Source organism: Maledivibacter sp. (assembly GCA_025210375.1).
In the GTDB taxonomy this organism is placed as follows: Bacteria; Bacillota; Clostridia; order Peptostreptococcales; family Caminicellaceae; genus JAOASB01.
In genome coordinates, this window is the sequence record JAOASB010000012.1 from 18,894 (window position 1) to 43,068 (window position 24,175).

Sequence of the window (24,175 nt, forward strand, 5' to 3'; positions counted from 1 at the left end):
AGCGATAACTCTGTCCCTAAGCTTCCGGCGGATTATGTTTTGTATAATAATTCAAGCTAAATCTATAAATAGTCATATGTAAGTTGTTTTGAAAATTAATACCTATGAAAAAATATTTTATTATAAAAGTAAAAAAATGGAATGAAAGTATAATGTTTTAAAAGTAAATAATAAATAATGTCACATATGTATATAAAAAAAATGAAAAAAATATTACAAAGAAGATATAAGTTTTACGATAATTAAATAAAAGAAGGGTGATGGTATAAAATAATATAATGGGTCGGTAAATTTCGGTATTGACATAATAACGTAATATCAAAGGATTTACTAATTGTTACAAATATTTAAATTTATTCATAGACTCAAATCATTGAATTTTTAAACAATTTGAGATATTATAAAAATATAGTAAATCTTTGGACAAGAATTTTTTTTTGCATGCAATTATTTGAAAAATCAATCAAATCGTACATAGTATGCCTGCCGAGAATTGCTTCTCAAAATTGAATATTTATAAAATTCCTATAGAAAAAGTATTAGTTTAATTAAACAAAGTATAGAGAGTTCTAAGTCAATCTTAAATTATACATATTAAAATATCCAATGTTTCTGGGGAGTTTTGATATGTATAAATTAAAGTTTTTGCTGGGATACCTATATAGGGATTTTAGTATAGACTTTAACTTATACAAGTACAAAATGCCTAGAACCATCGCATATTTGTCTATGTATAAATTAAGTTATACTATGAAAAAACTATATAGATGATTTAGGTTAAGATCAATAAATATTTTCTTAAATATATTTATTGATATATAGAGAACACTATATATTAAGATTAATAGCTTAGTTTGATTAAGGGAGGTGTTTGACGATAACTAAGTTTCAAAATATTGGTGTTAATAAAAAGTTTTTGACTATTTTTTTGAAGGGAGTGTAGAATTTGCTTAGATTTCTTGTGAACAGATTGGTTTCTTTATTTATTACTTTATTATTAATTATTACTGTAACCTTCTTCTTGATGCATGCAGTACCCGGTGGACCTTTTACACAAGAGAAAAAACTGCCGCCTGCAATTGAAGAGGCTTTAAGAGAAAAATATCATTTGAATGACCCATTATGGAAACAGTACATTGACTATGTGGGTGGAGTATTGAGGTTAGATCTAGGGCCTTCACTTGTTTATGAAGGGCGAAGAGTTAACGAATTTATAAAAGAAGGATTCCCTATTTCTGCAAGAGTAGGAACCTATTCGATTTTACTGATACTAGGTTTAGGAATACCCTTTGGAGTAATATCAGCACTTAAACAGAATAAATGGCAGGATAATCTCGTAATGTTTGGGGCAACCCTGGGGATTACCATACCTAACTTTGTTATTGCCACGGTACTCTTATATATATTTGCACTTAAGTTAAGATGGGTACCAACCTTCGGAGTAAAGGACCCTAAGGGATGGATATTACCTGCCATAGCTTTATCGGGATATTCACTATCCTTTGTGGCTAGATTGACTCGTTCTACTATGCTGGAGGTACTTCAACAGGATTATATAAGGACGGCTAGAGCCAAAGGGCTATCTGAAGGAGTAGTTATATTTAAACATGCTCTTAGAAATGCAATTATACCAGTTGTATCCTATGTTGGTCCACTGATTGCAGGTATATTAACGGGTGGATTCGTAGTTGAAAGAATATTTGCATTGCCTGGTATGGGTAGATATTTTGTTATAAGTATAACAAATAGAGATTATCCTACGATCATGGGGGTTACAATTTTCTTTGCCGCATTCTTAATGATCATGATTTTAATTGTTGATTTACTTTATGGATTGATCGACCCACGAATTAAAGTTACAGATTAAGGAGGGTTTGACTGACTTATGAATAAGATGAGTGATATAAATAATATAAATTTCACCCCAGATTTATGGGAAAAAGTTCAGGGGAAAGGAAAAAAGGGTGACGAAATAAGTAGACCAAGCTTGACATATTGGCAGGACGCATGGAGAAGACTTAAATTAAATAAGGCCTCTATGGGTGGACTATTTACAATTATCTTGCTAATCATTATAGCGTTTTTTGGACCATTAGTGTCGCCATATACTTACTATGATCAAGACTTGAATTTAGCAAGTATACCTAATAGATTTGAAATACATCAAGTAGATGACAGCAATTATGTTTATCTACATAAAGCATTAAGGATGTATACGGTTACAGCTAAGGGAGAAATATTAGAAAAGCTTCCTCCTGTAGAAAATAATGTAATGAAGAAATATCAGGTTTATGAAGTAAATGGTAAAAAAATCACTGTGGATTATAGTCAAAAGCCTATTCAATTAAAGGCCGAAGATGGAAATGTGATACAGCCACTAAAGAAAGTGTTTAATAAGAAGTTCTGGTTTGGTACCGATGAACTTGGTAGAGATCTATTGATAAGGGTCATTTACGGTGCCCGTATATCACTTTTAATTGGTTTCATAGCCGCAATAGTTAATTTCACTATAGGTGTTTTATATGGAGGAACTTCAGGTTATTTAGGTGGTAGAGCAGATAATATAATGATGCGTATTGTTGATATTATCAATACTATACCTTTAGTTTTATATGTTATACTTATTATGGTGGTTATAGGTTCAGGGCTTAAGAGTATTATCATAACCCTAGGTACCATTTATTGGGTAAATATGGCCCGTATAGTAAGGGGGCAAATTTTAAGTCTCAAGGAACAGGAATTCGTTTTAGCTGCCAAAACCTTAGGAGCAGACACTTGGAGGATATTAATAAGACATCTTATACCAAATGCAATGGGGCCTATAATTGTTACTATGACTATGATGATTCCAACAGCAATATTTACTGAGTCATTCCTTAGTTTTATAGGTCTAGGGGTATCAGCACCTATGGCTTCATGGGGAACTCTTTGTAATGATGCTTTAGGAGGATTGCGTTCTTATCCTTACTTACTGTTCTTCCCATCATTGGCTATATGTATAACTATGCTTGCATTCAACTTCTTAGGCGATGGGTTAAGAGACGCATTAGACCCACGTTTACGTAAATAGGAAGGGGTGATTGTTTTGAAAATATTAGAAGTTAAAGACTTGAAAACGTCGTTTTATATACATCTTGGGGAAGTACAGGCAGTTCGTGGTGTTAGCTTTTCAGTAGACAAAGGTGAGGCTATAGGTATAGTTGGAGAATCTGGAAGTGGTAAAAGTGTCACATCCATGTCCATAATGAAGCTTTTACAATTTCCTGGGAAAATTAAAGATGGAGAAATTATCTTTAAAGGTGAAAATATAGTAAAAAAATCTGATAAGGAAATGATGTCAATAAGAGGGAATGAAATCGCTATGATTTTTCAAGACCCTATGACATCCCTTAATCCTGTTTTTACAATTGGTGATCAAATAATGGAAGCCATCAGAAGGCATCAGGGCTTAAATAAAAAGGACGCTAAGGAAAAGGCTATTGATATGCTTAGACTTGTTGGGATTCCATCACCAGAAACTAGAGTAGACAATTATCCCCATGAGTTTAGTGGAGGTATGAGACAAAGGGCGATGATAGCTATAGCTCTATCATGTCAACCGGATTTACTTATTGCTGACGAGCCTACTACTGCACTGGATGTTACTATACAAGCCCAGATACTTGAACTCATGAAGGATTTAAAGGATAAGGTTAATACATCTATAATTCTTATAACCCATGATTTGGGAGTTGTTGCCGATGTATGTTCTAGAATAGTCGTTATGTATGGTGGATTGATCATGGAAGAAGGAACTTCCGAAGAAATATTTTATGATCCAAAGCATCCTTACACAATGGGTCTTCTTAAATCAATTCCAAGACTTGATCTAGGAGAAAAACAGAGACTAATACCAATAGAAGGAACTCCTCCAGATCTTATTAAACCACCTGTAGGTTGTCCATTTGCATCAAGATGTCCTTATGCTATGAAAATCTGTAAAGAGCATCGTCCTCCATATTTTGAGGTGAGTAAGGGTCACAGGTCAATGTGCTGGCTATTGCATGAAAAAGCACCAAAGGTTGAAGTAGACACAGGTGTTAAAAGGGGGACGGCATAATGAGCGAAATAAATGTGAAAAAAAATGATATTTTATTGGAAGTAAAAAACTTAAAGAAGTACTTTCCCATTAATAAAGGTCTCTTAGGAAATGATATTCAATATGTTAAAGCCGTGGATGATATAAGCTTTTATATTAGAAAAGGCGAAACCCTAGGGTTAGTTGGAGAATCGGGATGTGGTAAATCCACAACTGGTAGAACTATCATAAGATTGTACGATCTTACTGATGGGGAAGTTATATTTGATGGAGCTGAAATAGGTAAGATACGTCAAAGTCAAATGAAACCTTTTAGGAAAAAAATGCAAATGATATTTCAAGATCCATATGCTTCCTTGAACTCAAGGATGACGGTTTCCGATATAATTGGAGAACCATTGGATATTCATGGTCTTGCCAGTGGGAAAGAAAGACAAGAGATAATATATAACCTTCTTGACAAGGTAGGTTTGGGTAAAGATCATGCAAGTAGATATCCCCATGAGTTTAGTGGTGGACAAAGACAGCGTATTGGTATTGCAAGGGCATTAGCTGTAGAACCAGATTTTATAATATGTGATGAACCAATTTCAGCCCTTGATGTGTCAATTCAAGCTCAGGTTGTTAATATGCTGGAAGATTTACAAAGTGAAATGGGACTGACATATCTTTTTATCGCCCATGACCTATCAATGGTTAAGCATATTTCCGATAGAATAGGAGTTATGTATTTAGGTAAGCTTGTTGAGGTGGCGGAAAGTAAGGAATTATATAAAAAACCTACTCATCCATATACCCAAGCCCTATTATCGGCTATTCCTATTCCCGATCCTGATGTAACTAAAACTAAGCAGAGGGTCATATTGGAAGGTGACGTACCAAGTCCTATAAATCCTCCTTCAGGATGTAGGTTTAGAACTAGATGTAGATATGCTATGCCTATTTGCTCAGAAGTTGAACCGGAATTGAAGGATATTGGTGGCGGACATATGTGTGCATGCCACTTGAATGATAGATAGTATTAAATAGAGGGCGTGTTCTATTTGGCATGCCCTTTACACCAAATCACATTAAAAAAATTAAGTATCATAAATATTGTGAATATATAAATTTATTAACATATTTAAATTTTTCATTAAAATTATGCAGGATTTTTAATTTTTTTATAGAATTCTAACTAAATAGAGTGGAGTATATAAGTATATATTGGACTTGACCTTATTGGTCACATATGTGGAATAATTCCTATTAAGTTAGGAGTAAATTTTTTTGCGAAAAAAATATTCAGATTATTTCATAAGATTAATTTATGTTAATAATTTGTTTTTTAAAAAGTCAATAAGTGGTATTTATTATTTGCCACTTATATATAAAAAAAGATAGAAAATTAGGAGGGGTTACTTTGTTTAAAAGAAGCTTTGCATTATTATTAGTTCTGGTTTTAGTAGTAAGTGCATTTGCTGGCTGTGCGCAGAAGGGTGAAGAACCTGCACCAGCTAATGAAGGAGGAAAGGAAGAACCTAAAACTGAAGAACCAGCACCATCCGAAACACCTAAGGATCCACAAGTAGTAACTTATAATCTTGAAGCAGATCCAGAGACTATAGACCCACAATTAAATACTTCAGTAGGTGGATCTATAATAATTTCAAACATATTTGAAGGATTGGTTACTTTCGATGAAAATCTAAAGCCAATTCCGGGTACAGCAGAAAGCTGGGAAGTAAGCGAAGATGGACTTGTATGGACTTTCAAGCTAAGAGAAGATGCTAAATGGTCAGATGGTCAGCCAGTTACAGCTGGAGATTTTGAATATTCATGGAAGAGAGCAGTTACTCCTGAAACAGCTTGTGAATATGCATATCAATTTGATTTAATTAAAAATGGTACTAAATGTTACCAAGGTGAAGTAGCTGTAGATGAATTAGGGGTAAAAGTTATAGATGAAAAGACTTTTGAAGTAACATTAGAAGCTGCTGCTTCTTATATGATTGAAATATTTGGATTCCCAACTTTATATCCAGTAAGAAAGGATATAGTTGAAAAGGATCCTGAGGGATGGTCATTTAACCCTGAAACTGCTGTTTCAAATGGACCATTCAAATTAGCATCATATACTCAAAATGATGTTATGAAGCTAGTACCAAATGAGAATTATTGGGGAAGAGAAAATGTTAAATTAGATGAACTTAACTTAGTATTTATTACAGAACAATCAACAGCTTTATCAGCTATGGAAGCTGGAGACCTTGATGGTATTGATAATGTTCCAAACCAAGAAATTCCAAGACTTCAAGCTGAAAATGAAGACTTTATCATAGCTCCATACCTTGGAACTTATTTCTACATATTCAATGTAGAAGAAAAGCCTTTTGATAATCTTAATGTAAGAAAAGCTTTTGCAAAGGCTATAGATAGAAATGCTATTGTTACAACAGTTACATTAGGGGGACAATTACCAGCAACAGGCTTTGTTCCACTAGGAATAATGACTGGTGGAGAAGACTTTAGAAAAGCTGGTGGAGATTATGGTGTAGATGGAATGGCTGCACAGGTTGAAGAAGCTCAGAAGCTATTAGCTGAAGCTGGATTCCCTAATGGAGAAGGCTTCCCTAAGGTTACACTTAAGTACAACACTAGTGAAAACCATAAGAGAATAGCTGAAGCTATTCAAGAGATGTGGAAGAAGAACTTAAATATTGATGTAGAACTAGAAAACATGGAGTGGAGAGTATTTATACCAGCTAGACAAAATGGTGAATTCCAAGTTGCTAGACATGGTTGGATAGGTGACTATAACCATCCAATGACATTCCTTGATATGTTCTTATCAGACAGTGGTAATAACGATGCTCAATGGAAAAATGAAGAATTTGATAAGTTAATCCTAGAAGCTAAAGTTACTTCTGATGAAAAGAAAGCTGCTGAATTAATGCATAAAGCAGAAGACTTAATTATGCAAGATCAAATAGTAATGCCAATCTACTACTATACTCATCCAATGATGATGGGTCAACATGTTAAAGGTTGGTATAGATCACCACTTGGATCAATGTACTTCAAAAATGCATATGTAGAGAAGTAAGATTATAATCAAGGCGGCCTTTGGGCCGTCTTGATACCTAAAAACCCAAATTTCTTCGTTGTTGCTAAAACCCAGAACCCTTACGTATGTCTATATATGCTGTGGTCTCTGGGTTTTAGCACGCCTCGAACTTCATGTTTTTAGGAAGTCCTTTAAAAGCTTGGAGGTATATCCAATATACCTTCAAGCTTTTATTTTTTTTGAAAAATCAGATCTATTTAAGCCCCAGAATATATACCTTGAAAAATATTAATGAATAAACGAAAGTAAAGTAATAGTAAACAGTTTCTATGGATAAAGTTTAATTATAATAAATAAAATATTGACAAAAATATGAAATGTTATTATAATTATACTATAATGCAAAGCTTCTTTAAAATATTTAACAATCATGAACTTTTGTTTGAAAATATTTTTCTGATGAAACTTCATGATTGTACCCACTCTTTTTAAATGAGCAAATTACATAATTACTTTCTATAGAAACCATCTACCATATTTAGTTTTTAAATCCCCAGAGCAACACCATCAAATATTCCTATACTTTAAGTAATTACACCACAGCTTATATTCCCATATGTAACTCAGCCAAGTAAGAATTATGTGATTTATTCAATTATGTTAAAGTAGTTTCACAAAGTAAAGCTTTCACATTGGCTTATATAAATGCATTTAGATAATGTATTTTATGTATAGTTACCATTAAATTTGAAAAGAAAGAGGGAGGATATTATGGGTAAAAAAGTTATATCATTATTATTAGTATTGGTTTTAATTATTGCTTCATTTACCGCATGTACTCAGAATAACAATCATTCGGCACCAGACAATGATAAAGCTGGAGAGAAGGCGGAGTCCAATGAAAAGACACCAGTTAAAGAAGAAACAAAGGAGCCCCAGAAACTTACATATAACCTTGCTGCTGATCCAGAAACCCTTGACCCACAATTAAATTCTACTGTAGGTGGATCAGTAATATTATCCAACACATTTGAAGGGTTGGTAACCTTTGATAAAGACCTTAAGCCCGTGCCAGGTGTAGCGGAAAGCTGGACAATAAGTGATGATGGGCTTGTGTGGACCTTCAAGCTAAGAGAAGATGCAAAATGGTCTGATGGTAAGCCCGTTACCTCCGAGGATTTTGTATATGCATGGAGAAGGGCCGTAGATCCAAAAGTACCTTGTGATTATTCCTATATGTTTGACTTATTTGAAAATGGAACAGCCGCCTATACTAGTGAAGTTCCACCAAAAGAGCTTGGAGTTAGGGCAATAGATGAGAAAACATTGGAGGTTACTTTAAAGGCCGCAGCATCATATATGGTAGAAGTATTTGGGTTCCCAACCCTTTTCCCAGTTAGAAAGGATATAATTGAACAAGACCCTGAAGGTTGGGCATTTAACCCAGAACTAGCTATATCAAACGGACCTTTTAAATTATCATCATATACTCAAAATGATGTTCTTACAGTAGTACCAAACGAACACTATTGGGATAGGGATAGGGTTAAGCTTGATGAACTTAATTTTGTATTTATAGTAGAACAATCTACGGCTTTATCGGCTATGGAGGCTGGAGACCTTGATGGTATAGATGAAGTGCCAAATCAAGAGATCCCAAGGCTACAATCTGAAAGCGAAGACTTTATTATAGCACCATATTTAGGGGTATACTATTATGTATTTAATCTGACTAAGGAACCCTTTGATGATGTAAGGGTAAGAAAAGCTTTTTCAAAGGCTATAGATAGAAATGCTATTGTGACAACGGTGACTTTAGGTGGTCAGGTACCTGCTACAGGGTATGTTCCTTCAGGAGTAACCTTTGGGGGAGAAGATTTCAGAGAAGCTGGAGGAGACTTTGGAATGGATCCAATGTCTGCTCAAGTTGAAGAAGCTAAGAAGCTCCTAGCCGATGCAGGATATCCTAATGGTGAAGGACTTCCTAAAATTACATTACAGTATAATACAAGCGAAAACCATAAGAGGATAGCTGAAGCTATACAAGAAATGTGGAATGAAAACCTAAATACAAGTGTAGAACTCACAAATATGGAGACAAGGGTACATTATCCAGCCCTAGAAGAAGGTAATTTCCAAATAGCAAGGGCAGGATGGATAGGTGACTATAATCATCCAATGACATTCCTTGATTTATTATTAAGTGATAGTGGAAATAACTATACACAAGTAAGAAATGAAGAGTTCGATAAGATTATAAATGAGGCCAAGATGGCTTCCGATGAAAAAACAGCAAAGGAGTTAATGCATAAGGCAGAAAATATAATTATGGAAAACCAGATGGTGATACCAATTTATTACTATACTCTTCCAATGATGATGGGGCAACACGTTAAAGGTTGGTATAGATCACCACTTGGACAAATATACTTTAAGAACACTTATATTGAAAAATAAATATGACAATAGTATAAACTGTTGTTAAAAGTCTAAAGGAATGACGGTCATATGATCGTCATTTTTTTGTGTGTATTTTTAGTTAAGTAAATTTTAAATGGAAAAAATGGACATAAATTATGTTGATGAGCAATAAATATTACATAGGGTAAGGGGCTGTGATATCGCTAAAAATGTCATATACAGTCGAAGAATAATCAAAAAAATAGAATTGTGTCGGAAAGAAATAATTTATTACAAAAAATTAATATATTACAAAAACTTAAATATTGAAAAAATTCGGAAAATAAATTATAATAAAGCAAAGTTGTCCTATTTAAGGGGGTAGGATTATTTACATAGGTAGGAAAGAAGCTTTAATAACTTTTAGCAGCTTAATTTAGATATAGAATATATAAGCTGGATTTATTTAATAACCTATGGGTGTATATTTATAGGTTAGAAATAAATGATAAAAAATAAAAAAGGTGGGGATTATTTTGTTAAAGAAAAGCTTAGCATTATTTTTAGTGTTTGCTCTAGTAGTAGCGGCTTTTGCTGGTTGTACTCCAAAAGAGGAACCCTCAACAGCTCCTGAAGATAAGCCTAATGAAACTACTGAAGAGCCTGCAAAAGAAGAACCAAAAAAGGATGAACAAATTTTAACCTATAACCTTCTAGCTGATCCAGATAGTATTGATCCACATAAAGCAACTTCTGTTGGGGCATCAATAATTATGCAAAATATCTTTGAAGGATTAGTAAGAACAAACGAAAAGATGGAGCAGGGACCTGGGGCTGCAGAAAGTTGGGAAACAAATGATGAAAAGACTATCTGGACATTCCATTTGCGAGAAGATGCTAAGTGGTCAGATGGAAAGCCTGTAACTGCTGAAGACTTTATATATGGATGGAAAAGAGCAGTTGATCCTGCAACAGCATGTGAATATGCTTATATGTTAGATCCAGTTAAGAATGCAACAAAAATTTATTCTGGTGAATTAGGTGTTGATGAATTAGGAATAAAGGCTATAGACGAGAAAACCTTAGAGGTTACTTTAGAACAGCCTACTGCATATATACTTGAATTATTCGCATTTCCAACATATTTCCCAGTTAGAAAAGATGTAGTTGAGAAAAATCCTGAAGCGTGGGAATTTGATCCTGCAACAGCTATTACAAATGGACCATTTATATTAGGTGAATATACTCAAAATGACGTTATGAAGCTTGTACCAAATGAGAATTATTGGGATAAGGATAGAGTTAAGCTTGATGCAGTGAAATTTGTATTTATTACTGAGCAGTCCACTGGACTAGCTGCATTTGAGGCGGGGGATATCGATGGTACAGATGAAGTTCCAGCTCAAGAAATTCCAAGACTTCAATCCGAGAATGATGAGTTTATCATAGCTCCATATCTTGGAACATACTTCTATTGTTTCAATGTTACAAAGGAGCCATTTGATAATTTAAAGGTTAGGCAAGCATTTACTAAAGCCATAGATAGAAACGCAATAGTTACCACAGTTACTTTAGGTGGACAAATTCCTGCATCCGGGTTTGTTCCTCCAGGAATCATGACTGGTGGAGAAGACTTTAGAAAAGCCGGTGGAGATTATGGAATAGATCCAATGGTTGCACAGGTTGAAGAAGCACAGAAGCTGTTGTCTGAAGCAGGATATCCTAATGGAGAAGGCTTCCCTAAGGTTACATTAAAGTATAATACAAGTGAAAACCATAAGAGAATAGCTGAAGCTGTTCAAGAGATGTGGAAAAAGAACTTAAATGTAGATGTAGAACTAGAAAACATGGAGTGGAGAGTATTTATTCCAGCTAGACAGAATGGTGAATTTACTATTGCTAGACATGGCTGGATAGGTGATTATAACCACCCAATGACTTTCTTAGATATGTTCTTATCTGAGAGTGGAAATAATGATCCACAATGGCACAATGAAGAATACGATAAGTTAATATATGCCGCTAAGAAAGAAAGTGATCCTAAGAAAGCAGCTGAATTAATGCATAAAGCAGAGGATTTGATGATGAAAGATCAAATAGTAATGCCAGTTTACTACTATACTCATCCAATGATGATGAAGAATTATGTTAAGGGTTGGTATAGATCACCACTTGGAGGTATGTTCTTTGATAAAGCCTATATAGAAGGAAGGGCTCAATAATTTAATAGTATAGGTATTGATGGACGATCTGATTAAATCAGATCGTCCCTTTTGTTGTAGGTTGTTTTTTATAGAGAAATCGGTCAAAAGTAAAGTAGCTCTATGACTCCAAGCATTTATTGTATCAATTTTCTTTCCCCATGAATATGATAAATAGTAACACTACTTTAAGGGGGAGAAATATGGTTCAGCTTACTTTAATTCACTGGGTTTATGTAATGATGACTCTAGTTATTTTGGTAGTAATGTTGATGAGAAAGGATACAATAATTCCATGTATTTTAGGAGTGTTTCTTATAAGTTTTATAGCCCAAAATAATATTGTAGGTGCTACAAGGGGAGTATTTGATGCTTTTATTGTGGCGGCAAGGGAATTGATTGGAATAATAATAGTAATATCTTGTATAGTAGCTATGTCCAAGGTACTAGAGGAAATTGGTGCAAATAATCTTATGATTAAGCCCTTCACAAAATTTATAAAGACAGCTGACATAGCATTTTGGTTTATAGGCATAGTCATGCTTGTGGTCTCTTGGTTTTTCTGGCCGACTCCTGCAACCGCCTTAGTTGGAGCAGTACTTTTACCAGTGGCTTTAAAAGTAGGATTGCCGGCTATAGGAGCAGCGATGGCAATAAACCTATTCGGACATGGTTTGGCATTATCTACTGACTATGTTATACAAGGGGCTCCCACTATAACTGCAAGTGCCGCAGGTATACCAGTGGAAAAAATCATATTAAAGGGTACTCCATTATTTTTAACCATGGGTATTGTAACTATTTTAACAGCATATATTTTACTTAAAAGAGATATGAAAAAGGGAAAAATTATTGGCCCACAGTTGAGTCTAGAAGAATTAAATGATTCAAGGAGAATAAGCAAAACTGCTAAGATGGCGGCTGTAATTGTACCCATTGCATTTTTACTTGATATAGTGGCAATGTTCTATTTTGAACTTAGGGGAGGAGACGCAACGGCATTAATAGGTGGAACTGCAGTAGTATTGACTTTAATAATTACTATGGCTGAGTATAGAAAGGAATCTCTAGACAAAATAACTATATTTATCAAACAAGGATTTATGTTTGGTATGGAGATATTTGGGCCCATAATTCCTATAGCGGCATTCTTCTATTTAGGTGAGATTTCTCCTATTGAAGCAGTTTTAGGAGAAGGCGTATTGCCCTTAGGATCTCAAGGCATATTGTCTGATATGGGTAGTGCATTGGCTTCCATAGCAAAAATGAACAGACCCATAGTAGCAAGTATTGAAATGCTGGTAGGAGCCATAACTGGATTAGATGGATCGGGATTTTCAGGTATGTCTCTAGGGGGATCACTTTCTAGAGTTTTTGGTACAGCTATAAATGGTAGTATTCCAGTATTGGCGGCATTAGGTCAGATAGGAGCTATATGGGTTGGTGGTGGAACATTGGTACCTTGGGGACTAATACCAGCTGCAGCGATTTGTAGAGTAAAGCCTATGGATTTGGCGGAGCGAAACTTTATTCCAGTTGTAACAGGATTAATTGTTACGACCATTGTGGCCATGTTTTTGATTTAGACTTTCTATTTTCTCCATCCTGGGGTCTAAAGTATATGCACTGAGGATTATATACTTCTGAAGGAGTTGAAACATGAGTTAATGTACATTTTCCGTTGTTTTCAAAAACACAATCACTAATAATACAATTTATATTTATCACAATATCACCTCTATAATTATTATTTCACAATTGCAAAAAATAATTGCTTTAAAATTTAGTATATTTACAATAAATTTAACAAAACTAATAGGGAGGTGATATCATGTTTTTTTTGGACTATACTGAGACAAATAGGGTTTATCACATAATAAGTATTGTAGATATTAATATGGCCCTTAAGAATGGAATAAAATATGATGATAAAAGAACCTATTTATCTAAGTATTACAAGTTCCATGATTACATAGATAAATATAAAAACCCTAATATACCCGATTGGGTTATAAGGAAGAAAGCGATATTTTCAAGTCTAAACTTTGCCAAAAATCATAAATTTCATTCCCATACTGTTTTATTAGGTATAAAAGTCGATCCAAAAAAATGCTGGGTTGCCAACGAAAATCTAGCAAATCAAATATATGAACCCTTTATATTACAAAGTGTAGATGAGTACAATAAATGTAAAGCATATTTAGATGATAAGGGCGATGAACTTTTAAATAAATATTGGAAAACCTCCTGCTCTTTTTATGATAATCTAGATAGACGGTTGGACAAGGAGAAAGGCTATGATGCTGAAGTATTAATATTTCATGAAATAAAGCCATCTGATATTGAAGTACTGTATGTAATATCCGACCATAGAATGATGACAAAGGAAGAATGGAAAAACCTTTTTTGTGAAGGTAAATCTAAATAAAGTTCTATATGAAAAGTCATTCCTTAAGGTTGCTTATAGACCTAAAGCATATTCAAAAAATAAACTAGTCATCTTACTCGTCCTTTTATTTATTTTTCGTATATGCCTAAAAGAATGACTTTAATCTTAGAACATGGAACTTATCACTTAGAACTTTCCTCTATTCCTAGATTTAGCATTGCATCCGATGCAAATAATGCATGTTCAGAGCTAAATTCATCACAATATTTGTTGATCTTATAATCAGTCTTGTTGATTTCAAAGCCTTTTTCGATAACATAGGATCTATTATTATCAAGTATATTTTCTATGACAGATGTCTGATTATTTGAGTTTCGGAACATACTAAGCTCTATACTAAGACTAGGCAGTGGAGCTTGAAGATTTGTATCATTTATAGAAGAATCGAAGAAACTAGTTAATTGTGAATCAATACTTTCCTTTACCTTTGATGAAGGTGTGATTTTTTGAAGCTTACTAAGGGATTTTAAGATGTAGGATATACTTTTAGTAGAATATTTAATATTAGTATCTTTATTAAGTCTAAATAAATTGATATGTTCATCCCAAGTGGCGGCTAAATTGTTATAGATTTCTTCCGATGTATTTAAAAACAAGTCAAAATTTGTATATTCAAAGGCATCGACCAAAGCTTCCATGGATTTAAAATGGGATGCTAAGGAAGCAGCTTTATCTATTTGCCTGCTGTATATCATAAAGCCATTTTGCTTCTTCCTTGAATAAAGCTCATCACAAAGACTTAATACAAATTGCATATAATTTTTATCTTTATCTAAAATATTTAGTGATTCAATAATAGAGGATGTTAAACTTGAAAGTTTAGCCGTATCAAGTTCAATAATCCTATATTCATTATTTTTTAGAACACTAAGCAAATTAAAGGCATAATCCCTAAACATATTGGATTTATCCAATTGAAAATATCTGTCATGATTTGAGTTGCCCAGGGTCTCATATAGCTTTGCATAGGCCCAAAGCATATATACTTGGTCTTCCCAGTCTATTTTTTTATCCGTCTCTTGTAGTTCAGTATTATTTATATCTAAAGTAATACTTTCCTTCTTTATAAAAAAACCTTCTGAATTTTTAAGTTCATTTTGACAAAATACACCTTGATTTACAGCTGAATCTAGTAAAATCATGCCTATGAGTTTCTCAGAATAAGAGGACTCATCATTTCCCTTGATTAAACCCCTTGTATATAGGAATTGTGATAAATTTACTTCGTTCAAAATAAGTAATCCTTGGTTTTTAGGACTTAACTCTTTTTGTAAATTTCCATCCTTAAGATCTATTCCCATATTTATATCGTCTTTGATAGTATCATTAAAAGAAGAATCAAGCTTTATTCCTGAGTATATTGCTTTTATAGGAGATAAATCCTTAACAAAATATAGGCTATCATCTGAGGTAAGGTCTTGTTTATAGGTTTTCTGATCATCATCTGTATCTTTAATAGCTTCAGTGTATAACTTTTTCTTGAAATCATCAATAAGATCGTCGGATATATTATATTCTACTCCAAATCCTGAGAGCATGGATAGGGTAAATATATTTGAAAAGGAATAAACCAAAGCTTGTCTATGTACATTTTCCTTTGAGTAATCTAAACTCTCAAGCAAATCTTTAACATCCATGATATCACCACCCCAATTTAAAAGATCAGATTATTAGTACTATTATATATATATTTATTATATTTCTTGATATTCTGAGAAAATTGTATAAATTTTATAATTTGAGCAAATTCCATAATTACTTTCTATAAAAACCATCTACTGCATGTAGTTTTAAAATCCTCAAGGATATATCATATATATTATGCAATTTTCTCATTAAATCATAGTAAGTTTAAAAATATTTAAGGTGGTTTTGATATTTTAAAATAATCCATACAACTGAAATAGAAAGTGAGATATAATAGAAAGGGATGATTTAATAAATAGGCAAATCGCAAATGATTAAGAAGTATGAAAAAAATAAATAAGTTGGATCGTGAAGTGATTTTGCTTAGAATTTAAATCCACGATTAGTTGTATTTACATAAAGAAAGGATGAATGAATTGAAGGTTGGTAAACTTGACTCCGAGCTATTAAAAAAAATAATTTTTAATAATATAAAATTCCAGAGGGAAGAAGTTATGGTTAGACCCGGAATAGGTGAAGACTGTGCTGTAGTAGATTTTGGAGAGTATGCTTTAGTAATGTCAACGGACCCTATAACTGGAGCAGCTAGTGAGGTTGGGAAATTAGCTGTACATATAAATTGTAATGATATAGCTTCAAATGGGATAGAGCCCTTGGGGCTTATGATGACAATTTTGGCACCCATAGGTACAACAGAAGGACAAATAGATGGGATTATGAAGCAGGCTTCAAGGGAAGCGGCTAAGCTAGGTGTGGAGATAATAGGAGGTCATACAGAAATAACCGAAGCTGTGAATAGAATTATAATTTCTGCAACTGCCATTGGAAGACAATTAAAATCCGATATAGTAAAAAATTCCGGGGTTAAGGTTGGAGATAAAATAATTATGACCAAAACTGCTGGACTTGAAGGTACTGGTATAATAGCATATGATTTAGAAGGGAAACTCGGTTCGACATTTTCCCGGGAAATAATTAAAAAAGCTCAAAGTATGGTGGATGACATTAGTGTCGTTAAGGAAGGTATTATAGCAGGTGAAATAGGTTTTAGCAGTATGCATGATGTGACCGAAGGTGGCATCTTAGGTGCCATATGGGAAATATGTGAAGCCTCAAAGGTGGGCTGCAATATTTACAATGATAGAATTCCCATTGCCGAGGAAACTAAAGCTATTTGTGGGTTTCTAGACATTGATCCATTAAGATTAATTTCCAGCGGGACTATGCTAATAACCGTAAGTCCAAATAAGGAAAAACAATTGATTAAAGGGCTATATGAAGGGGGCATTAGGGCAAGTGTTATCGGAGAAATTGTAGAAAAAAATAAATATCTTATCAAGAATAATGAAAAGATTGTAATACAACCCCCAAAAAGTGATGAATTATATAAGGTCATATAAGAAATATATTAAATTACAATTACATTTAACTACATCAAGTTGCATAAAGTTACACCAAATGATATAAATAGAATTAGGGAATACATTTTTGGAGAAATGTATAAAGAAGAAAGTTAAAACAATAAAGGGGGCAATGGAATGAAGAAAATGTTATCGTTAATACTGGTAATTACCATATTTATGAGTATGACGATAAGCTCTTTTGGAGCTAGGAAGTTTGAAAAGGAAATGCTGAGTATTATTGATGGAGCTACAAATAATACCTATGATGTTTATACTGTGAACTTAATCATGCAGGGTAGGGATGTTGTATCTGATGTTCCTGGGATGTTGTTTAATGACATAACTTTAGTGCCCGTAAGATTTATTAGTGAAAACCTTGGAGCTGAGGTTAAGTGGAATCAGGAAAAAAAAGAAGCGACCTTAAAGACTGAAGATAAAGAGATCATTCTTAAAATAGATAGTCCTAGGGTTTTAGTAAATGGCAAGGAGTATATGTTACCAAATGGTGTACCGGCAAAGCTTATAGGATATGAGGAAAACTTTAGAACTATGGTTCCTTTAAGATTTGTTTCAGAACAGCTTGGCATGGAAGTAGGCTGGATAGGAGAAACTATGACGGCCACAATAGATAAGCCATTGCAGAAAATAGAAAACATTACATATGATGGTTCGGAAAAGTTTCCTGAGATTGTTATAAAGACTACTGGCGATGTGGCTACTTCATCCTTCTTCTTAAATGGTAGTCAAGTTGGGGGCGAAGATAAATTAGTAGTTGATATTCCCAACTCTATTTTTAATATACAAGATAGTAGTTTGCTAGATGATGAGGGAGCAGTCAATCTAGATATATATGATAGGGAAGTAAAAACCATAAGGGCTTCACAATTTGAACAAAATCCATATAAGACTAGAATTGTCGTTGATGTTGATAGAAAAAAAGGACATGAGATAGTTTATGACGATGAAAACAAGGAATTAAGGATTAAGCTTATTAACTCTGTGAAGAATTTAAAGGTTGACAAAATATATAATGTAGATACTGTAGTAATCCAAACGGCTGAGGAACCAACCTACAATGTTATGTTCTTAGATGACAAGGTTGTAGTAGATGTTCTTGATAGTTTGCTTAAGTATGATGGAGAAGGGATCGACGTCCAGCAAGGGGTTATAAGTGGAGTTAGATATTCTCAATTTAGTCCAGACCACAATTATCATCCAAATGACAAGATAACGAGGGTCGTTGTAGATTTAGAAGATGGGACTAGTCCACGGGATAATGTGTACATAGAACATGCTGAGAATGAGATATATGTTTTTGTAGCTGGCAAACCTCTAGATGGAATAGACTATTATAAAGATGATATTAATTTGGCAAAGCTTGAAATAACAGCTAACAATAAGGGGCAATACATAAAGAATTATAATGTCGCTAAAAAGGAGTTATCCTTAAGAATTTTAAAGGATAATATAGTGTTAGATCCATTGAAAATAGACATAGATGATAGTATTGTCAAATATATAGATGTTGATGGTAGCAGTGATGAATATTATGATATAGACATAAAGCTTGCAGATGGTACAAAGTATGAAGATAATTCAGAAAGTGATGTAACTGATAAAATAATGTTTAGCTTTATAAATAATAAGGTCAAAGAATCTAAGTTTAGGAATAGACTTATAGTAATTGACCCGGGTCATGGGGGACATGATTCCGGTGCATATAATCGTAATTTAGAGGTTAAGGAAAAGGAAGTTGTTTTAGATGTATCCCTAAGACTTAAAAAGCTTCTTGAAAATGAAGGGTTCAAGGTTTATATGACTCGTAAGGATGATACCTTCATTAACTTATATGATAGACCTGGCATTGCAAATGAACTTGGTGCCGATGCTTTTGTTAGTATACATGCCAATTCTGCTACTAACAGTAAGGCACAGGGAGTTGAGGTTCTATATTATCCAAATGATGGTAGAGATAATAAGACTTTCTCAAGGATAATGCAAAATTCCCTTGTTAGAGAATTAAATGCAACGGATAGGGGAATAGTACCGAGACCTAAATTGGTTGTTATTAGAGAAACAAAAATGCCAGCAGTTCTATTAGAGCTAGGATTTTTATCAAATCCTAGGGAAGGAAATTTACTTTTACAAGATGATTATAGACAAAGATGTGCTGAGGCATCTTTAAAGGGTATAATCGAATATTTCAATAGTGTATTGATGAAATAAATATACTGTGGAAAGGCTACCTCCTGTGTGGGGTAGTTTTTTATTGGAAAAATGTAAAACTATCAATTACCTTCTTTAGATTTTATCCTTTAAAAAAGTAAATAAAATAGACATAGTATGCCTATCCCTCTAATATAATTTAATATACAGTTTTGATTTAGGGGGGGATTTTGGCATGAGGCGCAAAAGATTTATAGCACTAGTAGTATCGGCTTGCTTGGTATTAAGTTTAGTAGTATGGAAAGGTACTAGCATGCTGAAGACATTTTTAAGCAAGGAAGAACAGCAAGTTCCAACACTGATTGAGAGCCCAGAAGATGATCAGAATTTAAGAAATACAGTTCTTTATTACAAGGATGACAAAGGCTTTCTTGTTCCAGTTATGAGAAAGATACCGTGGCCTGAAGGAAAGGGAATTGCAAAATCTGCTATAAGATCACTAGTAGATAACCCCGCTAATAGACAAGATATGGAAGCTATTGGATTGATGCCTGTACTACCAGCTAATACTGAAATTCTGGGTATGAGTATAAATGAAGGACTATGCAGGGTAGACTTTACAGCAGATTTTCAAAACTATGGGCAGCAAGAGGAGGAGGCTTCAATTGTTAAGGCTGTGGTATACACATTAACGGAATTCCCAACCGTTGAGAAAGTTCAAATCATGATTGAAGGAGAACAGCCAAAGAAGCTTAGCCAAGGTTTAAATCTCTCACAGCCTATTGCTAGAAAGGATATAAATTATAGTGGCAATGGTAAAAGTAAGGGAAAGGTCATAGTATATTATCAGGGAACAGTTAATGGCATGGAGAATTATTTTGTACCTGTAACCAAGGATATAGACGTAGCAGAAAATGAATCAGTGACAGTTATCAGAACACTTGAGACTTTGATAGAAGGACCATCGGAAGAATCAGGACTATTTAGTGCCATACCATGTAACCTACAAGTAAGAAATGTCGATATACTAGATGGAGTGGCATACGTTGATTTCGCCGAAGAAATTAAGGAAATCAAAGATGAAAGTATAGCCCAAGATATAGTTAAAACAATAGGGTTGACGCTTACCGAATACTATGGAAATGATATTATGATAGAAAAAGTAAGTATAATGGCTGATGGTAAAGAAATTGATTTTGGTGAAGTAGCAAAGGATGAACCGTTGGCGGTTCCAACCTTTGCAAACGAGTATTAAGAAAGTCCAGGCAGCTTGTCATCTTGTTGACTTCGTCAATAATCTGAGTCCAGGGAAACCTGGATTTTTTTATTTTGAAAAAATTGAGATACGTAAGCCATGTAATGGAAATAATAAGATAGAGGTTCTAAAATGTATAACTTCAAGCAAAACAAAATAATAAATTGTATAACAGATATAATAGTTAATATGGTAAAATATATTAATGTATAGGGAAAAACATTGAAGCTTTGGCTATTTAAAAAATCAAGGTGTAGATTTATAAGTTAAAGTCTATACTAAAATCCCTATATAATTGTTATTATTGTTTATTAATAGAAGGGAGAAAAATATGAATAGAGTAGATGGAAGAAGACCAGAGGATATTAGACCAGTGAAAATTACAAAGGACTATTTGATGCATCCCCAGGGGTCAGTTTTAATAGAAATGGGTAATACCAAGGTAATATGCACAGTTACTATAGAGGAAAAAGTTCCTCCATTCTTAAAGGGATCTGGCAAGGGTTGGATTACAGCCGAATATTCTATGCTGCCAGGAGCAACTCATTCAAGGAAGTTTAGAGAAGCTACAAAGGGAAAGTTAGAGGGAAGAACCCATGAAATCAAGAGACTCATAGGAAGAGCATTACGCTCGGTTGTTGACTTGAATAAATTAGGGGAAATAACTTTATGGATTGATTGTGATGTAATACAAGCAGATGGTGGAACAAGAACTGCTTCTATTACTGGAGCCTATGTTGCATTGGTAGATGCCCTAAGTAAGTTAGTTGATAAAGGTGTATTGGAATCTTTGCCTATTACCAGCTATGTTGCAGCAATAAGTGTTGGGGTAGTTAAAGATACTCCTATATTAGATTTATGCTATAAAGAAGATTCAACAGCTAAGGTTGACATGAATGTAATCATGACGGATAAGGGTGAATTTATAGAAATACAGGGAACAGGGGAAGAGTCGCCATTTAATAAGGCCGAATTAATTGATCTGTTGAGTCTTTCTGAGAAGGGGATAAATGAACTCATTGAGATTCAGAAGGAAATCTTAGATATTGAAATATAGAATGGTGGTGTAAGAAATATGAAAATGATATTATCGTCAAAAAACAAACATAAGCTGAAGGAAATAGGTGAAATACTCAAAAACCTAGATATTCAGCTTGTATCAATGGACGAAGCCGGTCTAGGTAGCCTTGAGGTAGTAGAGGATGGAGAAACCTTTGAAGAGAACTCTATGAAAAAGGCCATTGTGGTTATGGAAAAAACCAATACTGTCACTATAGCCGATGATTCAGGGTTAGAGGTAGATTACCTAGGTGGAAGACCAGGAGTTTATTCTGCACGATTTGCTGGAGAAAATGCTATGGATAAGGATAATAATAAAAAGTTATTAAAAATGTTAGATGGAGTTTCCAATAATGATAGATCGGGAAGATTTGTATCAGTAATATCAGCTGCATTTCCCGATGGAAGAAGGATTAGCGTAAGAGGAGAATGTGAAGGAATAATAGGTCTAGAAGAAAAGGGTTTACAAGGTTTTGGATATGATCCTTTATTTATAGTTCCGGAGTATAATAAAACCTTTGCTGAACTTGGAAGTGATATAAAAAATGAAATTAGTCATAGAGCTAAAGCCCTTGAAAAATTCAAAATAGAACTTGAAAGTATGTTAGGTAAAAAGTGATGAAGATTGGATTAATTAGTGATACCCATGGGGATGTTTTTAGTGGTGAGAAAGCCATAAAGGCCATGGGTGATGTTGATTTGATTCTACATGCTGGGGACACATATAGTGACGCTAAATTATTGCAAAAAATTACTGGCATTGATGTGGTAGCAGTAAAAGGTAACACGGACTTTGATTGTGAAGCAGATTCAGAAACTATTTTAACTATTGAAGATAAAAAGATATTTTTAACCCATGGGCATAAATATAGTGTGAAATCTGGTATTTATAGATTGTATTATAGAGCTTTAGAAACTAATTCGGACATTGTTGTTTTTGGACATAGCCATATTCCCATACATGTACAAGAAAATGGGATAGTTTTTATAAATCCAGGAAGTACATCTATACCAAGGGGAGGGAGTAACCCCTCCTATGGCATAATTGATATATCAAAAAAAGATATAGAAATTAAGTTATATAGCTTGTAAATATATTTATGGGTTGGAATAATGTATAAAAATCCATTCCTTAGCAAATAATTATAAAAAAAATCGTAAAAAATGTTGACGAAGGGCTATATATGTTGTATAATAATTTTCGTCAGCTAATCGGGGTGTAGCGCAGTTTGGTAGCGCATCTGGTTTGGGACCAGAGGGTCGCGGGTTCAAATCCTGCCACCCCGACCAGTTATGCGGGTGTAGCTCAGTGGTAGAGCCCCGGCCTTCCAAGCCGGTTGCGAGGGTTCGATCCCCTTCACCCGCTCCAATGTGCCCATAGCTCAGCAGGATAGAGCAACGGCCTTCTAAGCCGTGTGTCCGGGGTTCGAATCCCTGTGGGCACGCCATAAATATTTTGAAAAACATGGCGGCTGTCGTCAAGTGGTTAAGACACAGGATTGTGGCTCCTGTATGCGTGGGTTCGAATCCCATCAGCCGCCCCATTTTAAAAAATATTGGGGATTAGCCAAGTCGGTAAGGCAACGGACTTTGACTCCGTCATTCACAGGTTCGAGTCCTGTATCCCCAGCCATTTATACATAACTGACACTTGAATTTATATTAAATTTATAAATAATGATGCTTCTACATTTTTTATAAATTTGATTACTTTAAAGTTAGTTATTGTTATGACCCATTAGCTCAGTCGGTAGAGCACCTGACTTTTAATCAGGGTGTCCCGCGTTCGAGTCGCGGATGGGTCACCAAAACATACAACATATTATATGCGGGTATGGCGGAATTGGCAGACGCGCTAGACTTAGGATCTAGTGTCTTGTACGTGGGGGTTCAAGTCCCTCTACCCGCACCAGTAAAAAACTAAAAGCAAAATTGCTTTTAGTTTTTTTAAATTTTTGAAATTCCCAAGGAGTATAAATACCAATTAAATAATGAAAATTAATGTCTTACTTCTTTCATTTTATTGAATATATATTAAATGTTTTCCTAAGATTTTGTTATAAATTAGATAAGGTCATATTTTTTAGAAAAAATCCGTTAATATTTTGAAACCACTGGTCTGGAAATAATAACCGTACTAAAGTATTAAGTTTTTGATAATAATATTAATAATAATTAAAAACCTGTACATACTAGTCGTTTCAATGGATATAGCCTGTGTAAAATTGTACCACCATTTAAACTATTGCTTTTTCAAGTGAATTTATTTATTATAGTTATTGTCAACAAAATGCGACAAATGCCATCATATGATCATAATTGTTTGAAAATTCAAGTCATTTGATATATAACAAATCAAAAAACAATTTCTCAGAAAAAGCTATTTCCATTGTATTAAAAATCTATTGGATTGAATTTTTAAAGATTGTTTAATTTAGCTAAAATTTATAGGGGACCCTTAAAATTTAATA

16 protein-coding genes and 7 tRNA genes are annotated in these 24,175 nt (G+C 33.9%); 22 read left to right on the forward strand and 1 reads right to left on the reverse strand.

Annotated elements, in window-relative coordinates; translation table 11 throughout:
* Positions 1-946 precede the first annotated feature (946 nt).
* The 9 genes from N4A68_03850 to N4A68_03890 all read left to right on the forward strand — a co-directional run bounded on the left by N4A68_03850 (position 947) and on the right by N4A68_03890 (position 14,153).
* Positions 947-1,867, forward strand: a complete 921-nt coding sequence (locus N4A68_03850; GenBank protein MCT4563439.1) for an ABC transporter permease — start codon at positions 947-949, stop codon at positions 1,865-1,867.
* 27 nt (positions 1,868-1,894) lie between these two features.
* Positions 1,895-3,070 (forward strand): ABC transporter permease, encoded by a 1,176-nt coding sequence (locus N4A68_03855; protein ID MCT4563440.1) that lies wholly within the window; start codon positions 1,895-1,897, stop codon positions 3,068-3,070.
* A 6-nt stretch (positions 3,071-3,076) separates the two neighbouring features.
* The gene (locus N4A68_03860) at positions 3,077-4,099 is read left to right on the forward strand and encodes an ABC transporter ATP-binding protein (GenBank protein ID MCT4563441.1); all 1,023 of its coding nucleotides are present in this window, start codon (positions 3,077-3,079) and stop codon (positions 4,097-4,099) included.
* Positions 4,099-5,097: a dipeptide ABC transporter ATP-binding protein gene (locus N4A68_03865; GenBank protein MCT4563442.1), complete on the forward strand. Its 999-nt coding sequence runs from the start codon at positions 4,099-4,101 to the stop codon at positions 5,095-5,097. The genes N4A68_03860 and N4A68_03865 overlap by 1 nt, the downstream gene beginning before the upstream one ends.
* A gap of 383 nt (positions 5,098-5,480) precedes the next feature.
* Entirely contained in the window at positions 5,481-7,163 is a 1,683-nt protein-coding gene (locus tag N4A68_03870) for a peptide ABC transporter substrate-binding protein (protein ID MCT4563443.1), read from the forward strand.
* A 732-nt stretch (positions 7,164-7,895) separates the two neighbouring features.
* A complete protein-coding gene (locus N4A68_03875) occupies positions 7,896-9,581 on the forward strand; it encodes a peptide ABC transporter substrate-binding protein (GenBank protein MCT4563444.1) in 1,686 nt (561 codons plus the stop codon).
* Between the two features lie 479 nt (positions 9,582-10,060).
* Complete coding sequence (locus N4A68_03880; GenBank protein MCT4563445.1) at positions 10,061-11,746, forward strand: peptide ABC transporter substrate-binding protein; 1,686 nt, start codon at positions 10,061-10,063, stop codon at positions 11,744-11,746.
* Positions 11,747-11,928: 182 nt separating this feature from the next.
* The gene (locus tag N4A68_03885) at positions 11,929-13,311 is read left to right on the forward strand and encodes a hypothetical protein (GenBank protein MCT4563446.1); all 1,383 of its coding nucleotides are present in this window, start codon (positions 11,929-11,931) and stop codon (positions 13,309-13,311) included.
* A gap of 245 nt (positions 13,312-13,556) precedes the next feature.
* Complete coding sequence (locus tag N4A68_03890) at positions 13,557-14,153, forward strand: hypothetical protein (protein MCT4563447.1); 597 nt, start codon at positions 13,557-13,559, stop codon at positions 14,151-14,153.
* Positions 14,154-14,296: 143 nt separating this feature from the next.
* Here N4A68_03890 and N4A68_03895 read toward each other — a convergent pair whose 3' ends face one another.
* Positions 14,297-15,811, reverse strand: a complete 1,515-nt coding sequence (locus tag N4A68_03895) for a hypothetical protein (protein ID MCT4563448.1) — start codon at positions 15,809-15,811, stop codon at positions 14,297-14,299.
* Positions 15,812-16,237: 426 nt separating this feature from the next.
* Here N4A68_03895 and N4A68_03900 point away from each other — a divergent pair, with 426 nt between their 5' ends.
* From N4A68_03900 to N4A68_03960, 13 genes are all read left to right on the forward strand, one after another.
* Complete coding sequence (locus N4A68_03900; GenBank protein ID MCT4563449.1) at positions 16,238-17,221, forward strand: AIR synthase family protein; 984 nt, start codon at positions 16,238-16,240, stop codon at positions 17,219-17,221.
* 138 nt (positions 17,222-17,359) lie between these two features.
* Positions 17,360-19,450 (forward strand): N-acetylmuramoyl-L-alanine amidase family protein, encoded by a 2,091-nt coding sequence (locus N4A68_03905; protein MCT4563450.1) that lies wholly within the window; start codon positions 17,360-17,362, stop codon positions 19,448-19,450.
* A gap of 175 nt (positions 19,451-19,625) precedes the next feature.
* Positions 19,626-20,645: a GerMN domain-containing protein gene (locus N4A68_03910; GenBank protein MCT4563451.1), complete on the forward strand. Its 1,020-nt coding sequence runs from the start codon at positions 19,626-19,628 to the stop codon at positions 20,643-20,645.
* Between the two features lie 331 nt (positions 20,646-20,976).
* Positions 20,977-21,702 (forward strand): ribonuclease PH, encoded by a 726-nt coding sequence (rph, locus tag N4A68_03915; GenBank protein ID MCT4563452.1) that lies wholly within the window; start codon positions 20,977-20,979, stop codon positions 21,700-21,702.
* A gap of 18 nt (positions 21,703-21,720) precedes the next feature.
* A complete protein-coding gene (locus N4A68_03920; protein ID MCT4563453.1) occupies positions 21,721-22,323 on the forward strand; it encodes an XTP/dITP diphosphatase in 603 nt (200 codons plus the stop codon).
* Positions 22,323-22,796 (forward strand): metallophosphoesterase, encoded by a 474-nt coding sequence (locus tag N4A68_03925; GenBank protein MCT4563454.1) that lies wholly within the window; start codon positions 22,323-22,325, stop codon positions 22,794-22,796. The genes N4A68_03920 and N4A68_03925 overlap by 1 nt, the downstream gene beginning before the upstream one ends.
* A gap of 121 nt (positions 22,797-22,917) precedes the next feature.
* A tRNA-Pro gene (locus N4A68_03930) sits at positions 22,918-22,994 on the forward strand.
* A gap of 5 nt (positions 22,995-22,999) precedes the next feature.
* Positions 23,000-23,073: transfer RNA gene (locus N4A68_03935), tRNA-Gly, on the forward strand.
* A gap of 2 nt (positions 23,074-23,075) precedes the next feature.
* Positions 23,076-23,152, forward strand: a tRNA-Arg gene (locus tag N4A68_03940).
* A gap of 20 nt (positions 23,153-23,172) precedes the next feature.
* Positions 23,173-23,248 (forward strand) — tRNA-His (locus N4A68_03945).
* Between the two features lie 13 nt (positions 23,249-23,261).
* A tRNA-Gln gene (locus N4A68_03950) sits at positions 23,262-23,337 on the forward strand.
* 99 nt (positions 23,338-23,436) lie between these two features.
* Positions 23,437-23,512: transfer RNA gene (locus N4A68_03955), tRNA-Lys, on the forward strand.
* Positions 23,513-23,532: 20 nt separating this feature from the next.
* Positions 23,533-23,616 (forward strand) — tRNA-Leu (locus N4A68_03960).
* Positions 23,617-24,175 lie beyond the last annotated feature (559 nt).